Here is a 19,655-nt window from a genome sequence, read left to right on the forward strand (position 1 = left end):
CGCGCGGGCGGCCCTGCAACCCCAACCAGCGATGCCGCCCGCGCTGGCGCCACGACCATCATTGCACTAACAATCAAATTGGACCCGTCCGTGGGGGCCGATCAAGGGCGGCAGCGGATCGTCTGTACTGCTACCGCGATCTGGTTGACGAGCACATCGACAAGGCCGAGCGGGCTTACGCAGCCGGTGAGACCGCAACCGAGTTCGTCCAATGGTTCGGAGAGAAGTATGACCTCATTCCGGCATCCTCTCTCCGTACATTCTGACGATGATATTGGCCCTGCTGCGGCAGCAGTCTACGCCACTGTCGGCGGAAGTCCACGGGACTTAGTATGGATTTGGAGTGCAAACAGAACCGAAACGACTATTTTTTGGGGGTGAGCCAGAGGCTCCTCACTCACCCCCATTTTACCAAAACAATGGAGACATGCATGACCGAAAGCTATAGGCGAACTGAAGCGCTTCAGCTCTTGGAAAGCTTGATAATTGAACTTTCAAGCGAGATCGACCTCTTCTATGAAGACGAGGATCTGGCAGCGGCTCGCCCCGCAATGAGAAAGATGACACGAGCCGCCCGGTTGCTTAACATCAGCGGACGAGACACCCCGCCGATTTTCAAGCACCTTCAGAAGCGTTTCGCGGAAAGCAGACAGTCTGAGGGCCTGAAGCTGTCACAATAGCGTCACAACGAAGCAACACAACGTGGCTTGATTTGGAGCTTCATCCATCTTATGGTGGCTCAATAATCGCATTGAATACAACGGGTTAATTAGCACAGCACCAAGAGCCAAGGATTTCGTGCTGCCCTCCGAAGGCAGAGGTCACAGGTTCGAATCCTGTCGGGTGCGCCATCATATCAGCCAGACATTTGCTGTCCCAGCTGTTTCAGTCTGATCGCATCGCAACAGCTTTGGGCCCGTGAGCACTGGTCTCCGAACGCCAGATCCGTCCTTCCGTCGGGAGCCTCGGCAAAGCCGCCATGAAGAGAACGTTAAAGCATCTGCCCAGGAACTCTGACCGCTCCCCGGCGCATGCGTGAGGGACACATGCCTTCCGGCATGTGCCCCGTCGATTGGCGCTCGAACCCGTCTCATCACCACGCCGGTTCCAGCGCAACGCGCTTGAGTACCGCTTCGATGCGGCAGGCGCGGCAGCTACCTTGACCAGATTCCAGCGCAGCGTACTTGCCCCGCCGCCTCGGCGCGCTCGGCGAAGCTTACCTCCACCCCAGTTCCGGAGCGACGTATTTCAGCACCGCTTCGATGCAGTGGGCGCAGTAATCGACGCCGAGCTGGTTCGGGATGGTGAGCAGTAGCGTGTCGGCCTCGGCGATTGCCTCGTCCTTCGCAAGCTCCTTCACCAGCTTCTCTGGCTCGGCCGCATAGCTGCGCCCGAACACCGCCCGCGTGCCGGGCTCGATGTAGCCGAACTGGTCCTCGCTGCTGTCGCGGCCGAAATACATGCGGTCGAGATCGGAGACGATCGGGAAGATGCTCCGGCTCACCGACACCCGCGGCTCGCGCGTGTGGCCTGCCTCCTTCCACGCGTCGCGGAAGGCGCGGATCTGCTCCGCCTGCTGAATATGCAGCGGCTGGCCGCTTTCGTCGAACTTGAGCGTCGAACTCTGCAGGTTCATGCCCAGTTTGGCCGCCCACACCGCCGTCGCATTGGTGGCCGAACCCCACCAGATGCGGTCGCGCAGACCCGGCGAATGCGGCTCCACCCGAAGCAGTCCGGGCGGGTTGGGGAACATCGGTTGCGGGTTCGGCTGGGCGAAGCCCTCGCCCTTCAGCACCTCCAGGAACACCTGCGCGTGCCGCCGCGCCATGTCCGCGTCCGTCTCGCCCTCCGCCGGCTGGTATCCGAAGTAGCGCCAGCCGTCGATCACCTGTTCCGGCGAGCCGCGGCTGATGCCAAGCTGCAGCCGCCCGCCGGCGATGAGGTCCGCCGCGCCCGCGTCCTCCGCCATGTAAAGCGGATTCTCGTAGCGCATGTCGATGACCGCCGTGCCGATCTCGATCCGGCTGGTCCTTGCCCCCACCGCCGCCAGGAGCGGAAACGGCGAGGCTAGCTGCCGGGCGAAGTGATGCACGCGGAAATAGGCGCCGTCTGCGCCGAGCTCCTCGGCAGCCACCGCAAGCTCGATGGATTGCAGCAGGGCGTCGGAGGCGGAACGTGTCTGCGACTGGGGCGAAGGCGTCCAGTGGCCGAAGGACAGAAAACCGATCTTTTTCATGTGTCTCATCCCGAGCTGTGTCGCGGCTAATCTAGAGCCCCGCGCACCTCGCCACAACGTAAGCTCTGCGAACGCACTGTCGCCCGGCGGTTGACGAAGCCCGCGTTATCGTCGCGCCGCTCCGGCGTCACATACGCCCCACCCGTGACGGCCCGCCGCCATGCGGCGCCGCGAAGCCCGGCGGAAGTGCTCTGGCGTTCGGCCTGTGGTGGCATCAAATACTTGACTCGAAAAATCCACTCAGATAGCCCCGCAGAAACGAAGTTCCGAGAGGAAATGCTGGTGTCGGAGCCGGTTCAGAACGCTCAATCCGCAGCCCCCATGCTGGAGATCAGGGCGCTCGCGCGCAGGCTGGGACCGAATTTTTCCCTTGGCCCCATGGACCTGTCGATCGCCCCGCGCGAAATCGTCTGTCTCGTGGGCCACTCCGGTTGCGGCAAGTCCACCCTGTTGCGCCTGATCGCCGGCATCGACCGTCCAAATAGCGGCACCCTCCGTCTCGACGGCCGTGTGCTCGCGGGCCCCGGCGTCTTTGTCGAGCCCGAACAGCGCAATATCGGCTTTGTCTTCCAGGACTACGCCCTCTTTCCGCATCTCACCATCGAGCAGAATGTCATGTTCGGCCTGCGCCGCTGGCCGCGCGCCAAGGCCAAGGAGCGGACGGAGATGCTTCTTTCGCTCACGGCGCTCTCCGCCATGGCCGACCGCTACCCGCACATGTTGTCGGGGGGCGAGCAGCAGCGGGCCGCACTGGCCCGCGCGCTCGCGCCCGAACCCGCCGTTCTGCTGATGGATGAACCTTTCTCGAACCTCGACCGGGATCTGCGCGAACGCGTCCGCAGCGACACGCTTGCGCTGCTGCGCCGGACGAACACGACGGCCGTCATCGTCACCCATGATCCGGAAGAGGCGCTGTCCACCGGCGACCGACTGGTGCTCATGAAGGGGGGCCGCATCGTGCAGATCGGCACGGGCCGCGAGCTCTACCACCGGCCTTCCGATCCCTATTCGGCCGAATTCTTCAGCACTTTCACGCGCGTCCCCGGCGTTTACCGCGAAGGCAGCGTGCAGACTGTCCTGGGCGCCTTCCCCTGCTCGCTCGACGTGCCCGACGGCACCCGCGCCGTGGCCTATATCCGCCCCCAGGCCGTTTATCCGAGCCCCGTCGGCACGGCCATGACCGGCAGGGTGCGCTCGCGCAGCTTCCGTGGCGAGATCGAGCAGCTGGAGCTGGATGTCGAGGGACTGGGCACACCGCTCATCATGCGCACCACCCAACATGTGGACGTAGTGGAGGGCAAACTGCGCTTCCGCATTGAGGAAGAGGCCGTCTTCACCTTCGCCATGCCCGGCCCGGGGGATCAGTGAGAGGTAATCGGACGTAGGGAAATCCGTAACAATTTGTGATCGGGCGCCCTTCAAGAAAACTTGACTATTTATATCATCATTTGATTATCCGGGCCGGTAAACCAACAGGGAGCTCTGGTTTCATGCGCGTCAGTTTCACCGTGACCCTTCTGTCCGCCGCTTCGATGCTTGCTGCGGCGAACGCGGCCCCGGCGGCCGAAGTGAATATTTACACGACCCGCGAGCCTGGCCTGATCCAGCCGCTGCTCGACGCTTTCACCAACTCCACCGGCATCACCGTCAACACGGTGTTCCTCAAGGACGGCCTGGCCGAGCGCGTGGCCTCCGAGGGAGACAGCTCGCCTGCCGACATCCTGATGACGGTCGACGCCGGCAATCTCATCGACCTGGTTGAAAAGGGTCTCACCCAGCCGGTCGACTCCGAGACCCTGAAGGGAGCGATCCCCGAGCAGCTGCGAGACCCGGACGGCAACTGGTTCGCGCTGTCCATGCGCGCCCGCGTCGTTTACGCTGCGAAGGACCTCGACATTGACTCCATCACCTACGAGCAGCTTGCGAGCCCCGACTGGCAGGGAAAGCTCTGCATCCGCTCCGGCCAGCATCCCTATAACACGGCTCTGATTGCGGCCTACATCGCCCACCACGGCGCGGATGAGGCGGAGAAGTGGCTCACCGGCCTCAAGGGCAACCTTGCCCGCAAGCCCGCGGGCGGTGACCGCGAGGGCGCCAAGGACATCCTCGGCGGCATCTGCGACATCGCGGTAGGCAACTCCTATTACGTCGGCCTGATGCGCTCCGGCCGCGGCGGCGAGGAGCAGAAGGCCTGGGGAGATGCGATCAAGGTCATCCTGCCCACCTTCGAGAACGGCGGCACCCACGTCAACATTTCCGGCGCGGCCGTGGCCAAGCATTCGCCCAACCGTGACGAGGCCGTGAAGCTGCTCGAGTACCTGGTCTCCGACGAGGCGCAGGAGATCTATGCCAAGGCGAACTTCGAGTATCCGGTGAAGCCCGGCGTGGCCGCCGATCCGATCATCGCGGAGCTTGGCGAGCTGAACGTGGATGCCAAACCGCTGACCGAGATCGTCGCCAACCGCAAGGCGGCCAGCGAGCTCGTGGACAAGGTTGGCTTCGACAACTGAGTGAAGAATGGCGAGGGCAGCCCTGCGGCTGCCCTCGCGGGTTTGCGCGATGGTGGAACGGGGTAGCATGCGCACGGCGACATGGCGGTCCGGAGCCCTCTGGCTGATCGCGGCCGGGGCCACGGCTGCTGCCGTGGTGTTGCCCTTTCTGGCGCTGGCCTTCGAGGCCCTGCAAGGGTCCGGCGGTCTGTGGAGTCACCTTTTCTCCACCATCCTGCCCGTGTCGCTGCGCGACACGCTTGTTCTCCTGTGCGGTGTCGGCATTCTGGTGGCGTTCATCGGCACGGGTGCGGCCTGGCTGGTGACCGCTTACGAGTTTCCGGGCCGCCGCGTGGCGGAATGGGCTTTGCTCCTGCCGCTGGCGGTTCCGACCTACATTGTCGCCTATACCTATCTCGACATCCTGCACCCGATCGGCGTGGTCCAGAGCACGATCCGCGCACTGTTGGGCTACACGAGCCCGCGCGAGTTCCGCCTGCCGGATATCCGCTCCATGGCGGGCTGCATCTTTGTTCTTTCCTTCGTGCTCTACCCATATGTCTACATCGCCACGCGGTCGATGTTCCTGACCCAGCCCGCGAGCCTCATCGAGGCGGCGCGCACGCTGGGTGTGTCCCGCCGGGCCGTCTTCTGGCGCGTGGCTCTGCCGCTGGCTCGCCCCGCTGTGGCCGTTGGCATCAGCCTTGCCCTGATGGAGACGCTGAACGACGTAGGCGCCGCCGAATTCCTGGGCGTGCGCACGCTTACCGTGTCCATCTACACCACCTGGGTCACGCGTTCCGACCTTCCCGGCGCCTCGCAGATCGCGCTCGCATTGCTGGTGGTGGTCATGGCCGTCGTGGCACTCGAGCAATACGCGCGCCGCCGCCAGCGCTTTGCGGCAAGCACCCGCAGCGCCCGAAGCTTCGAGCGGCAGCAGGTCTCCCGGCCGATGGGTTTCGTCCTGCTCGCCCTCTGCCTCTTTCCCGTGCTGGCGGGCTTCGCGGCCCCGGCGCTCTACCTGGTAACGGAAGCCTGGGCCCGCCTCGACTATGCCGGCATTCCGCCGCGCTTCGCCTCCATCGTCACGGCAACGGTTATCTTCTCCGCCGCCGCCACCGTCATGACGCTCGCGCTCGGCAGCGCGACCGCCTATGCGGCGCGGATCCGGCCGGCCCTCTACAGTTCCACTGCCTTCCGCCTCTCGGCGGTGGGCTATGCGGCCCCTGGCACCGTCATCGCCATTGGCCTCGTGGTCGTCCTCGGCGGCATAGATAGAACCGTCAATGGCCTTGTAACTTCCTGGTTCGGCGTCCCCACCGGTCTCATCTTCCTTGGCTCCGGTGCTGCCCTCGTCTATGCCTATTCGGCGCGCTTCATGGCCATATCCTCGGGCGGCATGGCGGCGGCCCTGAGCCGCATTCCCCAGTCGCTCGATGAAGTCTCACGCACGCTTGGCGAAACCCCTTCCGGAACGCTGCGGCGCGTCCACCTGCCCCTCACCAGGACCGGCCTCGCCGCCGCGGCCCTCCTGGTCTTCGTCGACTGCGTGAAGGAACTGCCGGCCACCCTGCTCCTGCGCCCTCTCAACGTCGAGACCCTTGCCACCCATCTCTATGGCGAGGCAGCCCGCGGCACCTACGAGGATGCTTCGATCTCCGCGCTGATGATCGTTGTGATTGCGCTGCTGCCGGTGGTGCTGCTCTCCCGTGTGGGCTCCGAGCGCAACCTGCGCCGGCACCAGATCGAGCCTGTGCCGGAGACGCCTTTGCCCGCCTCACCAGTCTCTGCCGCAGTGGTCGAGCCCGTGCAGCTTCAGTCTCCCCCTCCCGCGGGCTACCGCCAGCCGGGAGAATAGGCTATACCTCCTTCGGCCGCGCCAGCTTTCCTGCGGTGGCACACAGTGCCGCAACGGGGAAAGGGTCTGCTGTCCCCCTACCCCCGTCGCCCAACTCGCGCTAAACGGACTCCACCGCCCGGCCATCGCGGCGGACGGAATGGAAGAACGCCTCCAACGGATTGTCTGATCGTGCCGGAACTGCCTGAAGTCGAAACCGTACGCCGGGGCCTGCAGCCCGCGATGGAAGGCGCGCGTGTCCTGCGCGTGGAACAGCGCCGCCCCGACTTGCGCTTCCCCTTTCCGGAAAGCTTCGCCGAACGGCTCACCGGCCGCACGGTCACTGGCATTTCCCGCCGGGCAAAATACCTTCTCTTCCACCTCGACGACAGCGGCGTCCTGATTTCGCACCTCGGCATGTCGGGATCCTACCGCATCGACTGGGAGGAGGATTCGCTCACGCCGGGCGACTTCCACTACGAACGCTCGAAGAACCCGGTCCACGACCATGTCGTCTTTGCGCTCGAGCATGCCGACGGCCGCCGCGTGACCGTAACCTACAACGACCCGCGCCGCTTCGGCTTCATGCTGCTCACCTCCGAGACCGAGCTGCAGCAACATCCGCTCATCCGTGGCCTGGGTGTCGAGCCCACCGGCAATAGCCTTGATGGCGCTCTCCTGTCCGCCCTTCTGGCCGGCAGGAAGGCCCCTCTCAAGGCCGCGCTCCTCGACCAGACCCTCATCGCCGGGCTCGGCAACATCTATGTCTGCGAGGCGCTCTGGCGCGCCCGTCTTTCGCCACTGAGGGAGGCGGGAACCATCGCCGGCAAGGGCGGCAGGCCGACCCGGCGCAGCGAGCGACTCGCCACCGCAATCCGCGACGTCATCGCCGACGCGATCGCCGCCGGCGGCTCGTCGCTTCGCGACTACCGGCAGGCGGACGGCTCCCTTGGCTATTTCCAGCACACATTCAGCGTCTACGATCGCGAGGGTCACCCCTGCCCGCACGCCGACTGCCGCGGCACGGTAAGACGCATCGTCCAATCCGGCCGCTCGACCTTCTATTGCCCGTCCTGCCAGCGCTGAGATCGGCGCCCGCACAATCCGCCTCGCCTGGGCCAGCTTGATACGTGCGGGTGCGAACCCTCCGGATGGCACGCGGACCCTCTGCAACCCGCGCGCCCCAGCGTCCAGAAACCGCAATCAGAGTCATTTCAAGGCGTTGACGGCGCGGGAAAGCTCCTCTATAAGCCTCCGCAACTGAGGTGGCCCGTGCCGCCCGTTTGTTTTTGCGCCGCCGGTTTGCAGTTTGCACTTGCCCCGGCTCTTAGAGAGAGATGAGAGAGGATACATGGCCAATACCACTTCGGCCAAGAAGGCAGTGCGTAAGATCGCAGCTCGCACTGCAGTGAACAAGAACCGTCGTTCACGCGTTCGTACCTTTGTTCGCAAGGTCGAAGAGGCGATTGCCGCTGGCGACAAGGCTGCTGCGGAGAACGCCCTCCGGCTCGCTCAGCCGGAGCTGATGCGCGCCGCAAGCAAGGGCGTCATTCACAAGAACACGGCTGCCCGCAAGGTCTCTCGCCTGGCGCATCGCGTGAAGACGCTCAGCGCGTAATAAGTTTCAGACGATTTCGGCATCACGAGAACCCGGTCCAGATGTGGGCCGGGTTTTCTTTTGGGCAATAATTTCCTGCTTCAGATCAGTTAATGATTATTAGCCAATTTACCTTCTTTGGTATTTTTTCAGAGGGACGGATCCCCTCCCCTCCCAAAGACCGGGGAAATTGAATTACACATGTACAATCAACGACTTACGACACTTTATCCACAGGTTCAACAGGGACTCAGTGGGCAGATGTTTCCACACGCGAGTCAAGCGATTTTTTTCAATTTTTGTTCGCCTCGCGTCCCTTCGCCGGCGCCACTTCAAAAGCCCGTTGAATCCAAACAGCTTAACAAGCGAGACATCCGCGGGACGCGACTTTTTGGCCCCCGCGGCGGGCAGCAAGAGGAAAGATTCACGCTTCCCCGGACTTGCCCTTTGCGGGCTGTTTTAGCTAAGGTCTTCTCAACCTCAGGGTGGCCAGCGAGCCCGGGAAATAAATAGTCACACAGAGCGATTTGATGCGTGGCCTTCGCCACTGCATGGGGTCGTTTTGTTTGCTAGATAGTGAGACTTCTGATGTCTGTAAGCAGTACCCCCTCTGGTTGGATGAGGGTCAAGACCGGAGAGACGTACCGAATGTCACGAAAGGGCTTTGAATAAGAGTGAAAACAGGGACGGGCGAACCCCCATTTGTAATTTGCGTGTCGGTTGACGCGCCCGTTTATAACAAGAGCATTTCTTACAGGGACGACGAGGATGCCAAGCGGCGTTGAGAGGGAAATTGGTAGCGGGTATCCATCATCGGATACGGCGCGAGAGGCAGACTGCAGCTTGGCATCTGCTACCTTTGAAAGAGTTCGCGCGCAGCTGAAGGCTCGCCTGGGAACGGAAGTCTACTCCAGCTGGTTTGGCCGGATGAAGCTTGCCGAGGCATCCAAGGGCGTTGTCCGCATTTCCGTTCCGACGGCATTTCTGCGTGCATGGATCAACGGCCATTACCTCGACCTGATCACGGAGCTGTGGCAGGCGGAGGATCCGTCGGTTCTGCGGGTTGAGGTCGTGGTCCGCACGGCGACTCGCCAGGTCATGACGCGCCAGGAACCCAAGCCCGCCCCGGTCCGCAAGCCGGTCCTGCCTGCGGCATCTTCGGCGCTCTCTTCCGGCACCGCGGCGCTCAACGCGCGCCCGCAGACGCCGCCGGCAGCTCCCCGTCAGGAGCAGTCCCAGGCGCGCCCGAACGTGCTCGGTTCTCCTCTCGATAGCCGCTACACGTTTGAATCCTTCATCGAGGGCCCGTCGAACCGCGTTGCCTGCGCAGCCGCGCGCACGGTGGCGGAATCGGCCCCTGGAGCCGTCCGTTTCAACCCGCTCTTCCTGCATGCCTCGGTCGGTCTCGGAAAGACCCACCTCCTGCAGGCCATAGCGGCGACCTCCGCCAAGGCGCGTCCGCAGTCGCGCGTGGTCTATCTCACCGCCGAATACTTCATGTGGCGGTTCGCCACCGCGATCCGCGACAACAACGCGCTCACCCTCAAGGAGCAGCTGCGCGACATCGACCTGCTCATCATCGACGACCTGCAGTTCCTGCAGGGCAAGTCGATCCAGAACGAGTTCTGCCACCTGCTGAACATGCTGCTCGACAGCGCCCGTCAGGTGGTCGTCGCCGCTGACCGACCGGTCTCGGAGCTGGAATCGCTTGAGCCGCGCGTGAAGTCCCGTCTCAATGGCGGCGTCTCGCTGGAGATCGGCGCGCCCGACTACGAGATGCGCCTGTCCATGCTCCGGCAGCGCCTGGCCATGGCGCGTCAGGACGACCCGTCGCTCAACATCCCGGACGAGGTCCTTGAACACGTTGCCAGCACCATCACCGGCAGCGGCCGCGATCTCGAAGGCGCGTTCAACCAGCTCCTGTTCCGCCATTCCTTCGAGCAGGAAATCACCCTCGACCGCATCGACGAGATCCTGGGACCGGTTTCCCGCGGTGGCGAGGCGCGCCGGGTTCGCATCGAGGACATCCAGCGCATCGTCGCGCGCCACTACAACGTCTCCAAGACCGAGCTGCTGTCCAACCGCCGCACGCGCACCATCGTCAAGCCGCGTCAGGTGGCCATGTACCTGGCCAAGGTCATGACGCCGCGGTCTCTGCCGGAAATCGGCCGCCGCTTTGGTGGACGTGACCACACCACGGTTCTGCATGCGGTCCGCAAGATCGAGGGCCTGTTCGGCGAAGATCGCCAGCTCGCCCAGGAGATCGAGCTGCTGAAGCGTCTCATCAGCGAGCAGGCCTGAGGCCCGCCTGCCACTGAAATGGAAACACCGCAGCCGCCCGCGCCGATGTCTTTCGGGCGGGCGGCTGTGTCATTGAAATCTGCTTCTTGCTCCGTGGAAAATGGTCGCTTTTGCAGCCTCGGGCTTGCGTTTTGGCCCTTTTCCCGTCAGTTTGCATCAACTTAGGCCTCAGGCCATGTGGAGGGGCACGCAAGTGCCCTTTCTGATCTATCCAGGCGAGATTCGGCAGTCATGCGAGTAATTCTGGAACGCTCCAATCTTCTGAAATCCCTCGGCCACGTTCACCGCGTGGTGGAACGCCGCAACACGATCCCGATCTTGTCGAACGTGCTGCTGACGACCGAGGGAAGCAGTCTCGAGCTGAAGGCGACCGACCTTGATCTCGAGATGACGGAAGCGGTTCCCGCGAGCGTGGAACAGGGTGGCGGCACGACCGTCCCGGCCCATCTGCTCTACGACATCGTGCGCAAGCTTCCGGACGGCGCGGAGGTGATGCTGAAGACCGATGACAGCGGCAATTCCATGTCGGTCATCGCCGGCCGGTCCACCTTCCGTCTGCAGTGCCTGCCCCAGGCGGATTTCCCCGAACTGTCCGCCGGAAACTTCTCGCATGCCTTCCAGGTCCAGTCCGATCTGGTGAAGCTGCTGATCGACAAGACGCAGTTCGCGATCTCGACCGAGGAAACCCGCTATTACCTGAACGGCATTTTCCTGCACACGGTCGAGGCCAACGGCAAGCTCATGCTGCGCGCCGTCGCGACCGACGGCCATCGCCTTGCCCGTGCGGAGATCGAGGCTCCGGCCGGCTCGGAGGGCATGCCGGGCATCATCATCCCGCGCAAGACGGTGGGCGAGCTTCAGAAGCTGCTCGACGAGCCGGACGTTGCCGTCTCCGTGCAGCTGTCCGACACCAAGATCCGTTTCGAGATCGGCAGCGTGGTGCTCACCTCCAAGCTGATCGACGGCACCTTCCCGGACTACCAGCGCGTCATTCCGACCACCAACGACAAGGAGCTGGTTGTCGACCGGGCAAGCTTCGCCGCCGCCGTGGACCGCGTCTCCACCGTGTCCACCGAGCGCGGCCGCGCCGTGAAGCTGTCCATCTCCAACGGCCAGGTGACTCTCACCGTCAACAACCCGGATTCGGGCAGCGCCACAGACGAGCTGCCGGCCTTCTACGAGGCCGAGCCGATTGATATCGGATTCAACGCGCGCTACCTTCTCGACGTGGCGGCACAGCTGTCGGGAGAAAACGCCCGCTTCCTGTTCGCGGATGCGGGATCGCCTACTCTGATCCAGGACCCGGCGGATGAGCGCGTGCTGTATGTTCTGATGCCGATGCGAGTGTGACAACGCAAGCGATTGAAGCGGCCGCGCCGGACTTCCGGCCGGCCCAGGTTTATGTCAGCAAGCTGACCCTGACCAATTTCCGCAACTACAGCCGGCTGTCCCTGCCGCTGCAGCCTGGTGCGATTGTGCTGACCGGCGAGAATGGCGCCGGCAAGACGAACCTTCTCGAAGCCGTATCCTTCCTCTCGCCCGGACGCGGGCTTCGCCGCGCCCGCCATGATGAGGTCGTCCGCCAGGGAGCTCCTGACGGCTTTACCATTCACGCGGAGATCGAAGGGCCCTTCGGCGACTGCAGCATAGGCACGGGCATCGTCCCCGGGACTGAGGGCGGCCGCCGCGTTCGCATCAATGGCGAACCCGCCAAGAACACCGACGCGCTTCTGGAATGGCTCCGGGTCATATGGGTCACGCCCTCCATGGATTCGCTCTTCACCGGCCCGTCGTCGGAGCGCCGTCGCTTCCTCGACCGTATGGTACTGGCGATCGACCCGGCCCACGGGCGGCGCACGCTCGACTACGAGAAGTCCATGCGCGCGCGCAACCGCCTCTTCGCCGACGACATCCGCGACGACGCCTGGTTCGATGCCATCGAGACGCAGATGGCAGAAACGGGCGTGGCCATTGCCGCCGCCCGCGTCGAAATGCTCCGGCTGCTGACCTCCATGTTTGAGCGGATGCCATCCGGCCCTTTCCCGAAGGCCGAACTCGCCCTCTCCGGCTTCGTGGAAAGCTGCCTTGAGGGAAGGCCAGCCGTGGAGGTGGAGGAGGAGTTCCGCGCCCGTCTGATGAGCGAACGCAACCGCGATCGCGCCGCCGGCCGTACGCTCGAGGGCCCTCATCTCTCCGACATGCTGGTCTGGCACAAGCCCAAGACCATGCCCGCCGCCAATTGCTCCACGGGGGAGCAGAAGGCGCTGCTTCTGGGCCTTGTGCTCGCGCACGCCCGTCTGACTTCGGAACTCTCCGGCTCGGCGCCGATTCTCCTTCTGGACGAGATTTCCGCCCATTTCGATGCGGACCGCCGCGCCGCCCTGTTCGAGATCCTGGAGGAATTGAACTGCCAGGCCTTCATGACCGGGACGGAGCCGCTTCTCTTCTCCAGCCTCGCGGGCAAGGCCCAGTTCTTCCGGGTTTCCGCCGGCACGATCCAGGAAGCATGATGAGGCAGCTTGGGAGGGCGCCGCTGTGAGCGACACACCATTCTCCGACGAGGAACTGGAACGTTACGCCCGCCACATCGTGCTGCCGGAAATTGGCGGCGCGGGCCAGCAGAAGCTCAAGCGCGCCCGCGTTCTGGTGCTCGGCGCCGGAGGCCTCGGCTCCCCCGTTCTTCAATACCTTGCCGCCGCGGGCGTCGGTACCATCGGCATCGTTGACGACGACCGGGTCTCCCTCTCCAACCTTCAGCGCCAGGTCATCCATTCCACCGGATCCGTGGGCAGGTCCAAGGTCGAGAGTGCGGCCGAGGCGATTCGACGGCTCAATCCCCATGTGACAGTGGAAACTCACGCGCTTCGTCTGACTGAGGAGAACGCCGGTCCGATCGTGAGTCGCTACGACATCGCAGTCGATGGTTCCGACAATTTCGCCGCCCGTTACATTCTCGCGGATGCCTGCGAGGCGGCCCGCATCCCGCTCGTGACCGCCGCCGTCGGGCGTTTCGACGGCTCTGTCACCGTTCTGAAGCCCTACGAGCAGAGCCAGGATGGTCGCCCGAATCCCTCCTACCGCGACCTCTTTCCAACCCCTCCACCGGAGGGGCTTGTCCCGAGCTGCGCTGAAGCGGGAATCGTCGGCGCCCTGGTGGGCGTGATTGGCACCCTGGAGGCCATGGAGGCGATCAAGCTGATCACGGGATCGGGCGAGCCGCTGGTCGGCCGCCTGCTGCTCTATGACGGCCTCTCGGCGCGATTCGAGACCATTCTTTACAAATCCCGCCGCTCTGCTTCCGGTTAGAAGCGACAACAGCGTCCGAAAACGGCCGTGGCGCGAACCTGCCGACACGCGCTGCCACTCCCACGGGCGCCGGCCTCCGGTTCAGCCGATCGCAAGGCGATTCGCCGGGCTTAGGACTTGCGCGGGATGACGCGGTCTGGCGGCCGGTGGCCGTCGAAGAAGGTGCGGATATTGATGATGACCTTCTCGCCCATGTCGATTCGGCCTTCGATCGTGGCCGACCCCATGTGCGGCAGCAGCACCACCTTGCCCAGTTCCGCAAGCTTCAGCAGCCGCTTGTTGATGGCTGGCTCGTGCTCGAACACGTCCAGTCCGGCACCCGCGATCTTGCCTTCCTCGATGAGCTGGATGAGCGCGCTTTCGTCGACCACGTCGCCGCGCGCCGTGTTCACCAGATAGGCCGTCGGCTGCATGAGGGCGAGCCGCCGCGCCGAAAGCAGGTGGTAGGTCGCCGGCGTCGACGGGCAGTGGACCGAGATGATGTCCATGCGTGCCAGCATCTGATCGAGACTGTCCCAGTAGGTCGCTTCCAGTTCGTCCTCGATCAGCGGCGCGACGCGCCGCCGGTTGTGGTAGTGGATCGACATGCCGAAGGCCTTGGCGCGCCGCGCCAGCGCGGTGCCGATTCGGCCCATACCGACGATTCCGAGCCGCTTGCCCCAGACCCGGCGGCCGAGCATCCAGGTCGGCGACCAGCCAGCCCACTTGTCGCCGTGGCGCAGCACTTCCGCGCCTTCGATCAGGCGTCGCGGCACCGCGAGAATCAGCGCCATAGTCATGTCCGCCGTGTCCTCATTGAGCACGTTCGGCGTGTTGGTGACGACGATCCCCTTCGCGGCGGCGGCGGTAACGTCGATATGGTCCACGCCGTTGCCGTAGTTGGCGATCATCTTCAGCTGGGGACCTGCCTGCTCGATGAGTTCGGCGTCGATTCGGTCGGTGATTGTCGGCACCAGGACCTCGGCTTCCTTGACCGCGGCGACCAGGTCGGCCTGAGACATGGGGCGATCATCGATGTTCAGCCGCGCGTCGAACAGTTCGCGCATCCGCGTCTCCACCTGATCAGGGAGCTTGCGAGTGATGACGACCAGAGGCTTTTTGCGACCTGACATGAAAGCTCAATCCCTCTTCGTTCAGACCTCTTTAACCGAGACCGGAAATAGTGCAAGGCGAAGCCGGTCCTGTGTCGCCACAAGGCGATGATGTCTAGCAAGCAAGCACAGTCAAGACAAAGGAAAAGGCATGGTTTTCTGCGTGGGGCTGCACTGATCATGTCCAGGGGGGCATAGGGCTTGCGCCGCTCCACGCTGGCAGGAGCAGGAAATGCGGCGTCGCAAGATCATTGGTGGTTTGCTCTCGGCTTTTCTCGTTGCGGCCGGGCTGGGGAGTACTCCCGCCCTGGCGCAATCCGACGGGTCTTCGTCAATCAAGGTCGGATCCAGCGGATTGCCCATCCCGCGGTTCGTCAGCCTCAAATCGGCGCGCGTGAACCTTCGCGTGGGACCGGGCACCAACTATGCCGTCAGCTGGATGTACACGAAGGCGGGCCTTCCTGTGGAAATCATTCAGGAGTTCGACAACTGGCGCCGCATCCGCGACGTCGATGGCACCGACGGCTGGGTAAATCAGGCGCTTCTTTCCGGCAACCGGACGGGCATCGTCGCCCCCTGGCTGAAGGACAAGGAGAGTACCGTTCCGCTCGTCGCCTCCACAGCTCCCAATGCCCGCCGCGTGGCTGATGTCGAGCCCGGCGCCCTCGGCAACGTGAAGGAATGCGACGGCGCCTGGTGTCTCATGCGATTCGGCAGCCATGAGGGCTGGATCCAGCAGGACCTGATCTGGGGTGTCTACCCGGGCGAGATCATCGACGACTGACGCGCAGGCCGCCGCCCGACCCTCTGGCGGCCCCGGCCGGCCGCCTCGCCTGTCGCAGACCTGCCGCAATGCGGTCAGTTCGGCGCTTGTACGGAAATCACGCTAAACAGCGGTTCCTAGAGAGAAAGCCGCATTCCGAACGGAACGATAGCGGACCAGCGGCAGGAACGTCTCAGACCCTCTGAGAAGTCTCCGTCACTAGCAGTCCGAGCACGGGATCTTGGTGCTGATGCGCGGATGGTGGTCTACCGTTTCCGACATGACGATGTTGTCGAGCGCCATCAGGCCCAGCAGCTTCTTTGCCCCCTCGGACCAGGCAACGATCGGCTGATAGTTCAGCTCCGTTTCGACACGGACGAGAAACATGCCGGGGACCAGCAGTTCCTCGGCAAGCGGCACCTCCGCACCCTTGGCAAAGGCCGGCAGCTGCGAACAGCTGTTGTAGCAACGCGACCAGGCAACCGTCGCCTTCGGCTGGTTGCCCGTGGTAATGTCGATGGCCGTCACCCGGACCGCCGGAACGGTCTTCCGGTAGGGCTGCATCGTCGCACGGCCGATCAGCGCAATTGACTGGATATCGGCCCTCTTCACCTCTGCCTGCTGGGTGATGAGGTCGCCGATCTGCACGGTCATTCGGCCGAGCTTGCGGCTGACGTCGATGGCCTGGGCCATCTCCATGGTCAGGATGAAGATGGCGATCATGAGCGGCGCCAGCAGTGCAAACTCCACCGCCACCGAACCCTGTTCCCGTTTCAGGAACCGCCGCATCCGCCCGATTGCCTCAGTGATCGTGCCCATCGGTCAACCTACTTCTCTCCGAACGGCTCGTTCTGCCAGGTGGCGGTGGCGAACAGCAGTGACTTGCCGTCCTTGGGGTCGGTCATGCGATCGGTGATGAGCGTCATGATCGCCGGCCACTCGTAGAAGACACGCATGACATTCTTGGACAGTGCCGGACCCAGATCCGCCTTGTAGCCTGCCGGAATGATCCCCTTGTCGAACTCCGCGACGATCTCCTCGAACGTCTCGAAGGTGCGCAGATCGATGCGCAGCCCGGGGCATCCCTCGGCAAAGAACGCGGGCATCCGGTCGCAGAACATCTGGTGCAGCGACGACGGCGTCACGTCGTCCGTCCTGATCCGCCCCGTTCGCATCTGGCGGGCCAGGTCGTCCGTCGCGTTTGTGATGACCTGCTTTGCGGCGAACGTGATGCAGCACTCGAAGATGGCGAACAGCATTATGAAGAACAGCGGGGCAAGGATGGCGAACTCCAGCGCCGCCGCGCCGCTGCGATCCCGCGCGAACAGGCGCACCGCCGCCAGTTTCGAGCGGCGCCATCCCCTCACCTGCACAGGCCGGGCCGGTTTCATGACGTCCCCCGGAAGCCCGTCAGCGGGCCATCACGCTGTCGGACTCCTGCTCGGCAGAGGTCCTGAACGATCCTTCGCAGAATGGCGAGCAGTACAGCGTCTGGATGTTGCCCGGGCGGTAAACGCGTACGGAATTGTCCATCTGCCTGGCGACGGCCAGCTGGGAATCCATGATGACCTCGCCATCGTCATCGAACACAACCAGGTTGGTCTGTCCGAATCCCTTGCCGGTCAGCACGATGGTATCATCGTCCTGGACAGTGGCGTCGGCGATTTCGGAGTTGCCAATTACGATCGTATCCGCAGGCTTCGGCAGCTTGATGATCTTTGCCTGGTTCATCACGATCGTGATGATCTCAGCGCGCGCGCCTGCCGGAAAGAACGTTGCCGCCATAACCGCGCAGACAAGCGCGAACACAGCCCTTGTATATCCCGCCATCTTATTCACCCCACCGAGATGTGTGGGCCATGATTGCCGAGAGTCGTGAATCTCTTCTTAAGAAGCGCAAGGGTGGAGATCCGGCAGCCCAACCGACCTGCAAGCGGGGCCCATATCGCGTAGCCTCCGGGGTAGCTGCGCGGAGCTGCGCTGTTATACAAACCCGTATTCATAATGCGTGCACGGGGGATGCGTCACGGGGCAAATTGTTTCTCGGTATAAAAAAATTAACCAGGAATCGTTCGGGCTTGCAGCAATAATTGAGTAATCCTATTTCTTAAGTGCCTCGCAACAGATGCTTCCTATGGTGAGGGAGCTTTCGATCGGCCCCAAGAAGCCCACGGAAGTGCTGTTAATCGAGCTTGAAGGAGCACTCTAATGACGAAGCTGTTTGCTCGTTTTGCCAAGGATGAATCCGGCGCTACCGCTATTGAATATGGCCTGATCGCAGCCCTCATCGCTGTTGTGATCATTGGCGCCCTGCAGCTGCTCGGCGGCAGCATTAGCGACAAGTTCACCGAGATTGGCACGGCGATCGACAACGCCGGTAACTAATCCTCGTGACGAAGGCCACCGCCCTTGGGCGGTGGCCTTGTTTAATAGGCACAGGTATCACGGTCCATTGTAATTAGTTCGAGTTCGGTTGCGTGGCGTGACATGTTTGAAACTGCGGTATTTCTGATCTTCCCGTTCTGCATGGTGTTTGCCGCAGTCTCGGACCTGATCTCGATGACAATCACCAACCGCGTGTCTCTGACCCTGGTGGGTGCCTTCTTTATCCTCGCAATCCTTTCCGGCATGCCGCTGTCGGAGATCGGAATGCACGTACTCGCAGGCTCTGCCATACTGCTGGTTACGTTCACGCTGTTTGCCCTCGGAGCCATGGGCGGTGGCGACGCCAAGCTGATGGCGTCCACTGCGCTCTGGTTCGGATTCGATCTGGCTCTGGTCAATTACCTGGCGACGGCGGCGGTCCTCGGCGGTCTTCTGACCTTGGCCATCCTGCGCTTCCGCCATTCCACACTCGCCACGCTGGCCGCAAACAACATTCTGCTGCGTCACTGCGCGGATGCGAAAGCCGGCATCCCCTATGGCGTTGCGCTGGGCATAGGCGGTCTCATCACCTACACCCAGACACCGCTCGCCCAGTGGGCTTTGGAGCGCATTGCCGCATCCTGACCGGAATTCTCCGCCTCAGTAGTCGTATGGGTGCCAGCGCCTACGGCTCCAGCCGCGCTGGCATGGCCCGCTGTGTACAATATTGAAACCTTCCGATCTCGCCACGCAGGCATTGGGAAACGTTCGATAGTCCCCGTGCAACACCGCGCACACAGGCCTGTTTTCCAAAGTACAGGCCACCGGGCCGCGCCGCCTTTGAGGTTCATCGTCCTCAAGCAATACCGCGCAACCGCCGAGCGCGAAAACGGTCAGCCCAGCCAGAACGAACCGTCGAAAAGTTGGGAAGAGACGCACGCTGATCACCTCCTCCTGTCCTACCCCACCGGCGGGGATACTGGCCCGCATCGACCTGCGCGTAAATTATTATTGATTATCAGAGGCTTAGGTACAAATTACCGTTCATGATAATAAATGCGTTTCTCGATTGCCGGGCAAAAAAAGCAGAGGGCGCACCGTCGCATGCGGGGCGCCCGGCAACGCCTCACCGATACGCGCCCACCTGTTGAAGCTGAATCACCGGATCGAGCGACCGTCAGACGCATGGGGAGCGACATAAGCAATCGGGCACAGGCGGCAACACTCGCCTGTGCCCCTCTTCGTTTCCGTCTGCGGATGCCGCCGGGGAGTGAAGCGCCCAGCGGCATCAGGATATGTCAGCGCTGGCAGTCGCCCTCGTAGATGACCTTGTAGCCGAACCGTTCGGCCTGGCAGGCGTTGCGGAAGCTCTGCTGATGACCAAGCCGCTCGGCGCAGACCGGCCGGTTTTCGGTCACGTCACACGAGAATCTGGACATTCCCGAAGAGAACCCGGATGAGAAGCCCGGTGAGAACCCGGGCGACATGCCCGAGGACGGCCGGGTGCCCACGCATTGTCCGTTGTAAAGGACGCGGAACCCTTCGTTCTCGGCTAGACACTTGTTATTGAACGTCCTGCGCTGGCCATAGCGTTCGCCGCACACGGGACGGTACTCCATGGTACACATCTGCTGGGGCGGAGGCGCAGGCGGGGGCGGCGGAGGCGGAGGC

General features: G+C 63.2%; 18 protein-coding genes, 1 tRNA gene and 1 pseudogene. 14 read left to right on the top strand and 6 right to left on the bottom strand.

What is annotated here, in order from left to right; translation table 11 throughout:
* Positions 1–431: 431 nt before the first annotated feature.
* Positions 432–680 carry a hypothetical protein gene (locus tag ABD906_RS11600; RefSeq protein WP_345099567.1) on the top strand — a complete coding sequence of 83 codons (249 nt, stop codon included), beginning with the start codon at positions 432–434 and terminating at the stop codon, positions 678–680.
* A gap of 97 nt (positions 681–777) precedes the next feature.
* Positions 778–851 (top strand) — tRNA-Arg (locus tag ABD906_RS11605).
* A gap of 365 nt (positions 852–1,216) precedes the next feature.
* Here ABD906_RS11605 and ABD906_RS11610 read toward each other — a convergent pair.
* Positions 1,217–2,236 (bottom strand): LLM class flavin-dependent oxidoreductase, encoded by a 1,020-nt coding sequence (locus tag ABD906_RS11610; protein WP_345099568.1) that lies wholly within the window; start codon positions 2,234–2,236, stop codon positions 1,217–1,219.
* 321 nt (positions 2,237–2,557) lie between these two features.
* Between ABD906_RS11610 and ABD906_RS11615 the strand changes: the two genes are divergently transcribed.
* The 9 genes and pseudogenes from ABD906_RS11615 (at position 2,558) to ABD906_RS11655 (ending at position 13,766) form a co-directional block, all read left to right on the top strand.
* The gene (locus ABD906_RS11615) at positions 2,558–3,604 is read left to right on the top strand and encodes an ABC transporter ATP-binding protein (protein WP_378188665.1); all 1,047 of its coding nucleotides are present in this window, start codon (positions 2,558–2,560) and stop codon (positions 3,602–3,604) included.
* A gap of 164 nt (positions 3,605–3,768) precedes the next feature.
* A complete protein-coding gene (locus ABD906_RS11620; protein ID WP_345099600.1) occupies positions 3,769–4,746 on the top strand; it encodes a Fe(3+) ABC transporter substrate-binding protein in 978 nt (325 codons plus the stop codon).
* 49 nt (positions 4,747–4,795) lie between these two features.
* Positions 4,796–6,502 (top strand): annotated as a pseudogene (locus ABD906_RS11625) (ABC transporter permease); the annotation flags it as partial.
* 252 nt (positions 6,503–6,754) lie between these two features.
* Positions 6,755–7,648 carry a bifunctional DNA-formamidopyrimidine glycosylase/DNA-(apurinic or apyrimidinic site) lyase gene (gene mutM / locus ABD906_RS11630; RefSeq protein ID WP_345099570.1) on the top strand — a complete coding sequence of 298 codons (894 nt, stop codon included), beginning with the start codon at positions 6,755–6,757 and terminating at the stop codon, positions 7,646–7,648.
* Positions 7,649–7,913: 265 nt separating this feature from the next.
* On the top strand, positions 7,914–8,180 hold the full coding sequence (rpsT, locus tag ABD906_RS11635) for a 30S ribosomal protein S20 (RefSeq protein ID WP_345099571.1): 267 nt from the start codon (positions 7,914–7,916) through the stop codon (positions 8,178–8,180).
* A 747-nt stretch (positions 8,181–8,927) separates the two neighbouring features.
* Positions 8,928–10,460 carry a chromosomal replication initiator protein DnaA gene (dnaA, locus tag ABD906_RS11640; protein ID WP_345099572.1) on the top strand — a complete coding sequence of 511 codons (1,533 nt, stop codon included), beginning with the start codon at positions 8,928–8,930 and terminating at the stop codon, positions 10,458–10,460.
* 231 nt (positions 10,461–10,691) lie between these two features.
* Positions 10,692–11,810 (top strand): DNA polymerase III subunit beta, encoded by a 1,119-nt coding sequence (gene dnaN, locus ABD906_RS11645; protein WP_345099573.1) that lies wholly within the window; start codon positions 10,692–10,694, stop codon positions 11,808–11,810.
* Entirely contained in the window at positions 11,807–12,970 is a 1,164-nt protein-coding gene (gene recF / locus ABD906_RS11650) for a DNA replication/repair protein RecF (RefSeq protein WP_345099574.1), read from the top strand. Before dnaN ends, recF begins: the two co-directional genes overlap by 4 nt.
* Positions 12,971–12,995: 25 nt before the next feature.
* A complete protein-coding gene (locus tag ABD906_RS11655) occupies positions 12,996–13,766 on the top strand; it encodes a molybdopterin-synthase adenylyltransferase MoeB (protein ID WP_345099575.1) in 771 nt (256 codons plus the stop codon).
* A gap of 110 nt (positions 13,767–13,876) precedes the next feature.
* On the opposite strand, the gene ABD906_RS11660 is transcribed toward ABD906_RS11655, so the two are convergent.
* Positions 13,877–14,878: a 2-hydroxyacid dehydrogenase gene (locus tag ABD906_RS11660; protein WP_345099576.1), complete on the bottom strand. Its 1,002-nt coding sequence runs from the start codon at positions 14,876–14,878 to the stop codon at positions 13,877–13,879.
* Positions 14,879–15,089: 211 nt separating this feature from the next.
* On the opposite strand from ABD906_RS11660, the gene ABD906_RS11665 reads away from it, so the two are divergent.
* Positions 15,090–15,641: an SH3 domain-containing protein gene (locus tag ABD906_RS11665; protein ID WP_345099577.1), complete on the top strand. Its 552-nt coding sequence runs from the start codon at positions 15,090–15,092 to the stop codon at positions 15,639–15,641.
* Positions 15,642–15,839: 198 nt separating this feature from the next.
* On the opposite strand, the gene ABD906_RS11670 is transcribed toward ABD906_RS11665, so the two are convergent.
* Genes ABD906_RS11670 through ABD906_RS11680 form a run of 3 tightly spaced genes read right to left on the bottom strand, consistent with a single transcriptional unit; the run spans position 15,840 to position 17,450 of the window.
* Positions 15,840–16,439: a TadE/TadG family type IV pilus assembly protein gene (locus ABD906_RS11670; protein ID WP_345099578.1), complete on the bottom strand. Its 600-nt coding sequence runs from the start codon at positions 16,437–16,439 to the stop codon at positions 15,840–15,842.
* Between the two features lie 8 nt (positions 16,440–16,447).
* Complete coding sequence (locus ABD906_RS11675) at positions 16,448–17,011, bottom strand: TadE/TadG family type IV pilus assembly protein (RefSeq protein WP_345099579.1); 564 nt, start codon at positions 17,009–17,011, stop codon at positions 16,448–16,450.
* A gap of 19 nt (positions 17,012–17,030) precedes the next feature.
* Complete coding sequence (locus tag ABD906_RS11680) at positions 17,031–17,450, bottom strand: pilus assembly protein N-terminal domain-containing protein (RefSeq protein ID WP_345099580.1); 420 nt, start codon at positions 17,448–17,450, stop codon at positions 17,031–17,033.
* Positions 17,451–17,828: 378 nt separating this feature from the next.
* Here ABD906_RS11680 and ABD906_RS11685 point away from each other — a divergent pair, with 378 nt between their 5' ends.
* Together ABD906_RS11685 and ABD906_RS11690 are read left to right on the top strand one after the other, a co-directional pair.
* Complete coding sequence (locus ABD906_RS11685) at positions 17,829–18,005, top strand: Flp family type IVb pilin (protein WP_345099581.1); 177 nt, start codon at positions 17,829–17,831, stop codon at positions 18,003–18,005.
* 102 nt (positions 18,006–18,107) lie between these two features.
* Positions 18,108–18,629, top strand: coding sequence for an A24 family peptidase (locus ABD906_RS11690; RefSeq protein ID WP_345099582.1), 522 nt, complete (start codon positions 18,108–18,110; stop codon positions 18,627–18,629).
* Between the two features lie 653 nt (positions 18,630–19,282).
* Here ABD906_RS11690 and ABD906_RS11695 read toward each other — a convergent pair.
* A complete protein-coding gene (locus ABD906_RS11695) occupies positions 19,283–19,603 on the bottom strand; it encodes a Kazal-type serine protease inhibitor domain-containing protein (protein ID WP_345099583.1) in 321 nt (106 codons plus the stop codon).
* Positions 19,604–19,655: the final 52 nt, after the last annotated feature.

The organism is Chelativorans composti (assembly GCF_039541695.1).
In the GTDB taxonomy this organism is placed as follows: domain Bacteria; phylum Pseudomonadota; class Alphaproteobacteria; order Rhizobiales; family Rhizobiaceae; genus Chelativorans; species Chelativorans composti.

Bases quoted from the DNA above. Each gene is read 5' to 3' on its own strand.
- ABD906_RS11600 (WP_345099567.1), top strand. From the start codon at position 432: ATGACCGAAAGCTATAGGCGAACTGAAGCGCTTCAGCTCTTGGAAAGC.
- ABD906_RS11610 (WP_345099568.1), bottom strand. From the start codon at position 2,236: ATGAAAAAGATCGGTTTTCTGTCCTTCGGCCACTGGACGCCTTCGCCC.
- ABD906_RS11615 (WP_378188665.1), top strand. From the start codon at position 2,558: ATGCTGGAGATCAGGGCGCTCGCGCGCAGGCTGGGACCGAATTTTTCC.
- ABD906_RS11620 (WP_345099600.1), top strand. From the start codon at position 3,769: ATGCTTGCTGCGGCGAACGCGGCCCCGGCGGCCGAAGTGAATATTTAC.
- rpsT (WP_345099571.1), top strand. From the start codon at position 7,914: ATGGCCAATACCACTTCGGCCAAGAAGGCAGTGCGTAAGATCGCAGCT.
- dnaA (WP_345099572.1), top strand. From the start codon at position 8,928: ATGCCAAGCGGCGTTGAGAGGGAAATTGGTAGCGGGTATCCATCATCG.
- dnaN (WP_345099573.1), top strand. From the start codon at position 10,692: ATGCGAGTAATTCTGGAACGCTCCAATCTTCTGAAATCCCTCGGCCAC.
- ABD906_RS11660 (WP_345099576.1), bottom strand. From the start codon at position 14,878: ATGTCAGGTCGCAAAAAGCCTCTGGTCGTCATCACTCGCAAGCTCCCT.
- ABD906_RS11665 (WP_345099577.1), top strand. From the start codon at position 15,090: ATGCGGCGTCGCAAGATCATTGGTGGTTTGCTCTCGGCTTTTCTCGTT.
- ABD906_RS11670 (WP_345099578.1), bottom strand. From the start codon at position 16,439: ATGGGCACGATCACTGAGGCAATCGGGCGGATGCGGCGGTTCCTGAAA.
- ABD906_RS11675 (WP_345099579.1), bottom strand. From the start codon at position 17,011: ATGAAACCGGCCCGGCCTGTGCAGGTGAGGGGATGGCGCCGCTCGAAA.
- ABD906_RS11680 (WP_345099580.1), bottom strand. From the start codon at position 17,450: ATGGCGGGATATACAAGGGCTGTGTTCGCGCTTGTCTGCGCGGTTATG.
- ABD906_RS11685 (WP_345099581.1), top strand. From the start codon at position 17,829: ATGACGAAGCTGTTTGCTCGTTTTGCCAAGGATGAATCCGGCGCTACC.
- ABD906_RS11690 (WP_345099582.1), top strand. From the start codon at position 18,108: ATGTTTGAAACTGCGGTATTTCTGATCTTCCCGTTCTGCATGGTGTTT.
- ABD906_RS11695 (WP_345099583.1), bottom strand. From the start codon at position 19,603: ATGGAGTACCGTCCCGTGTGCGGCGAACGCTATGGCCAGCGCAGGACG.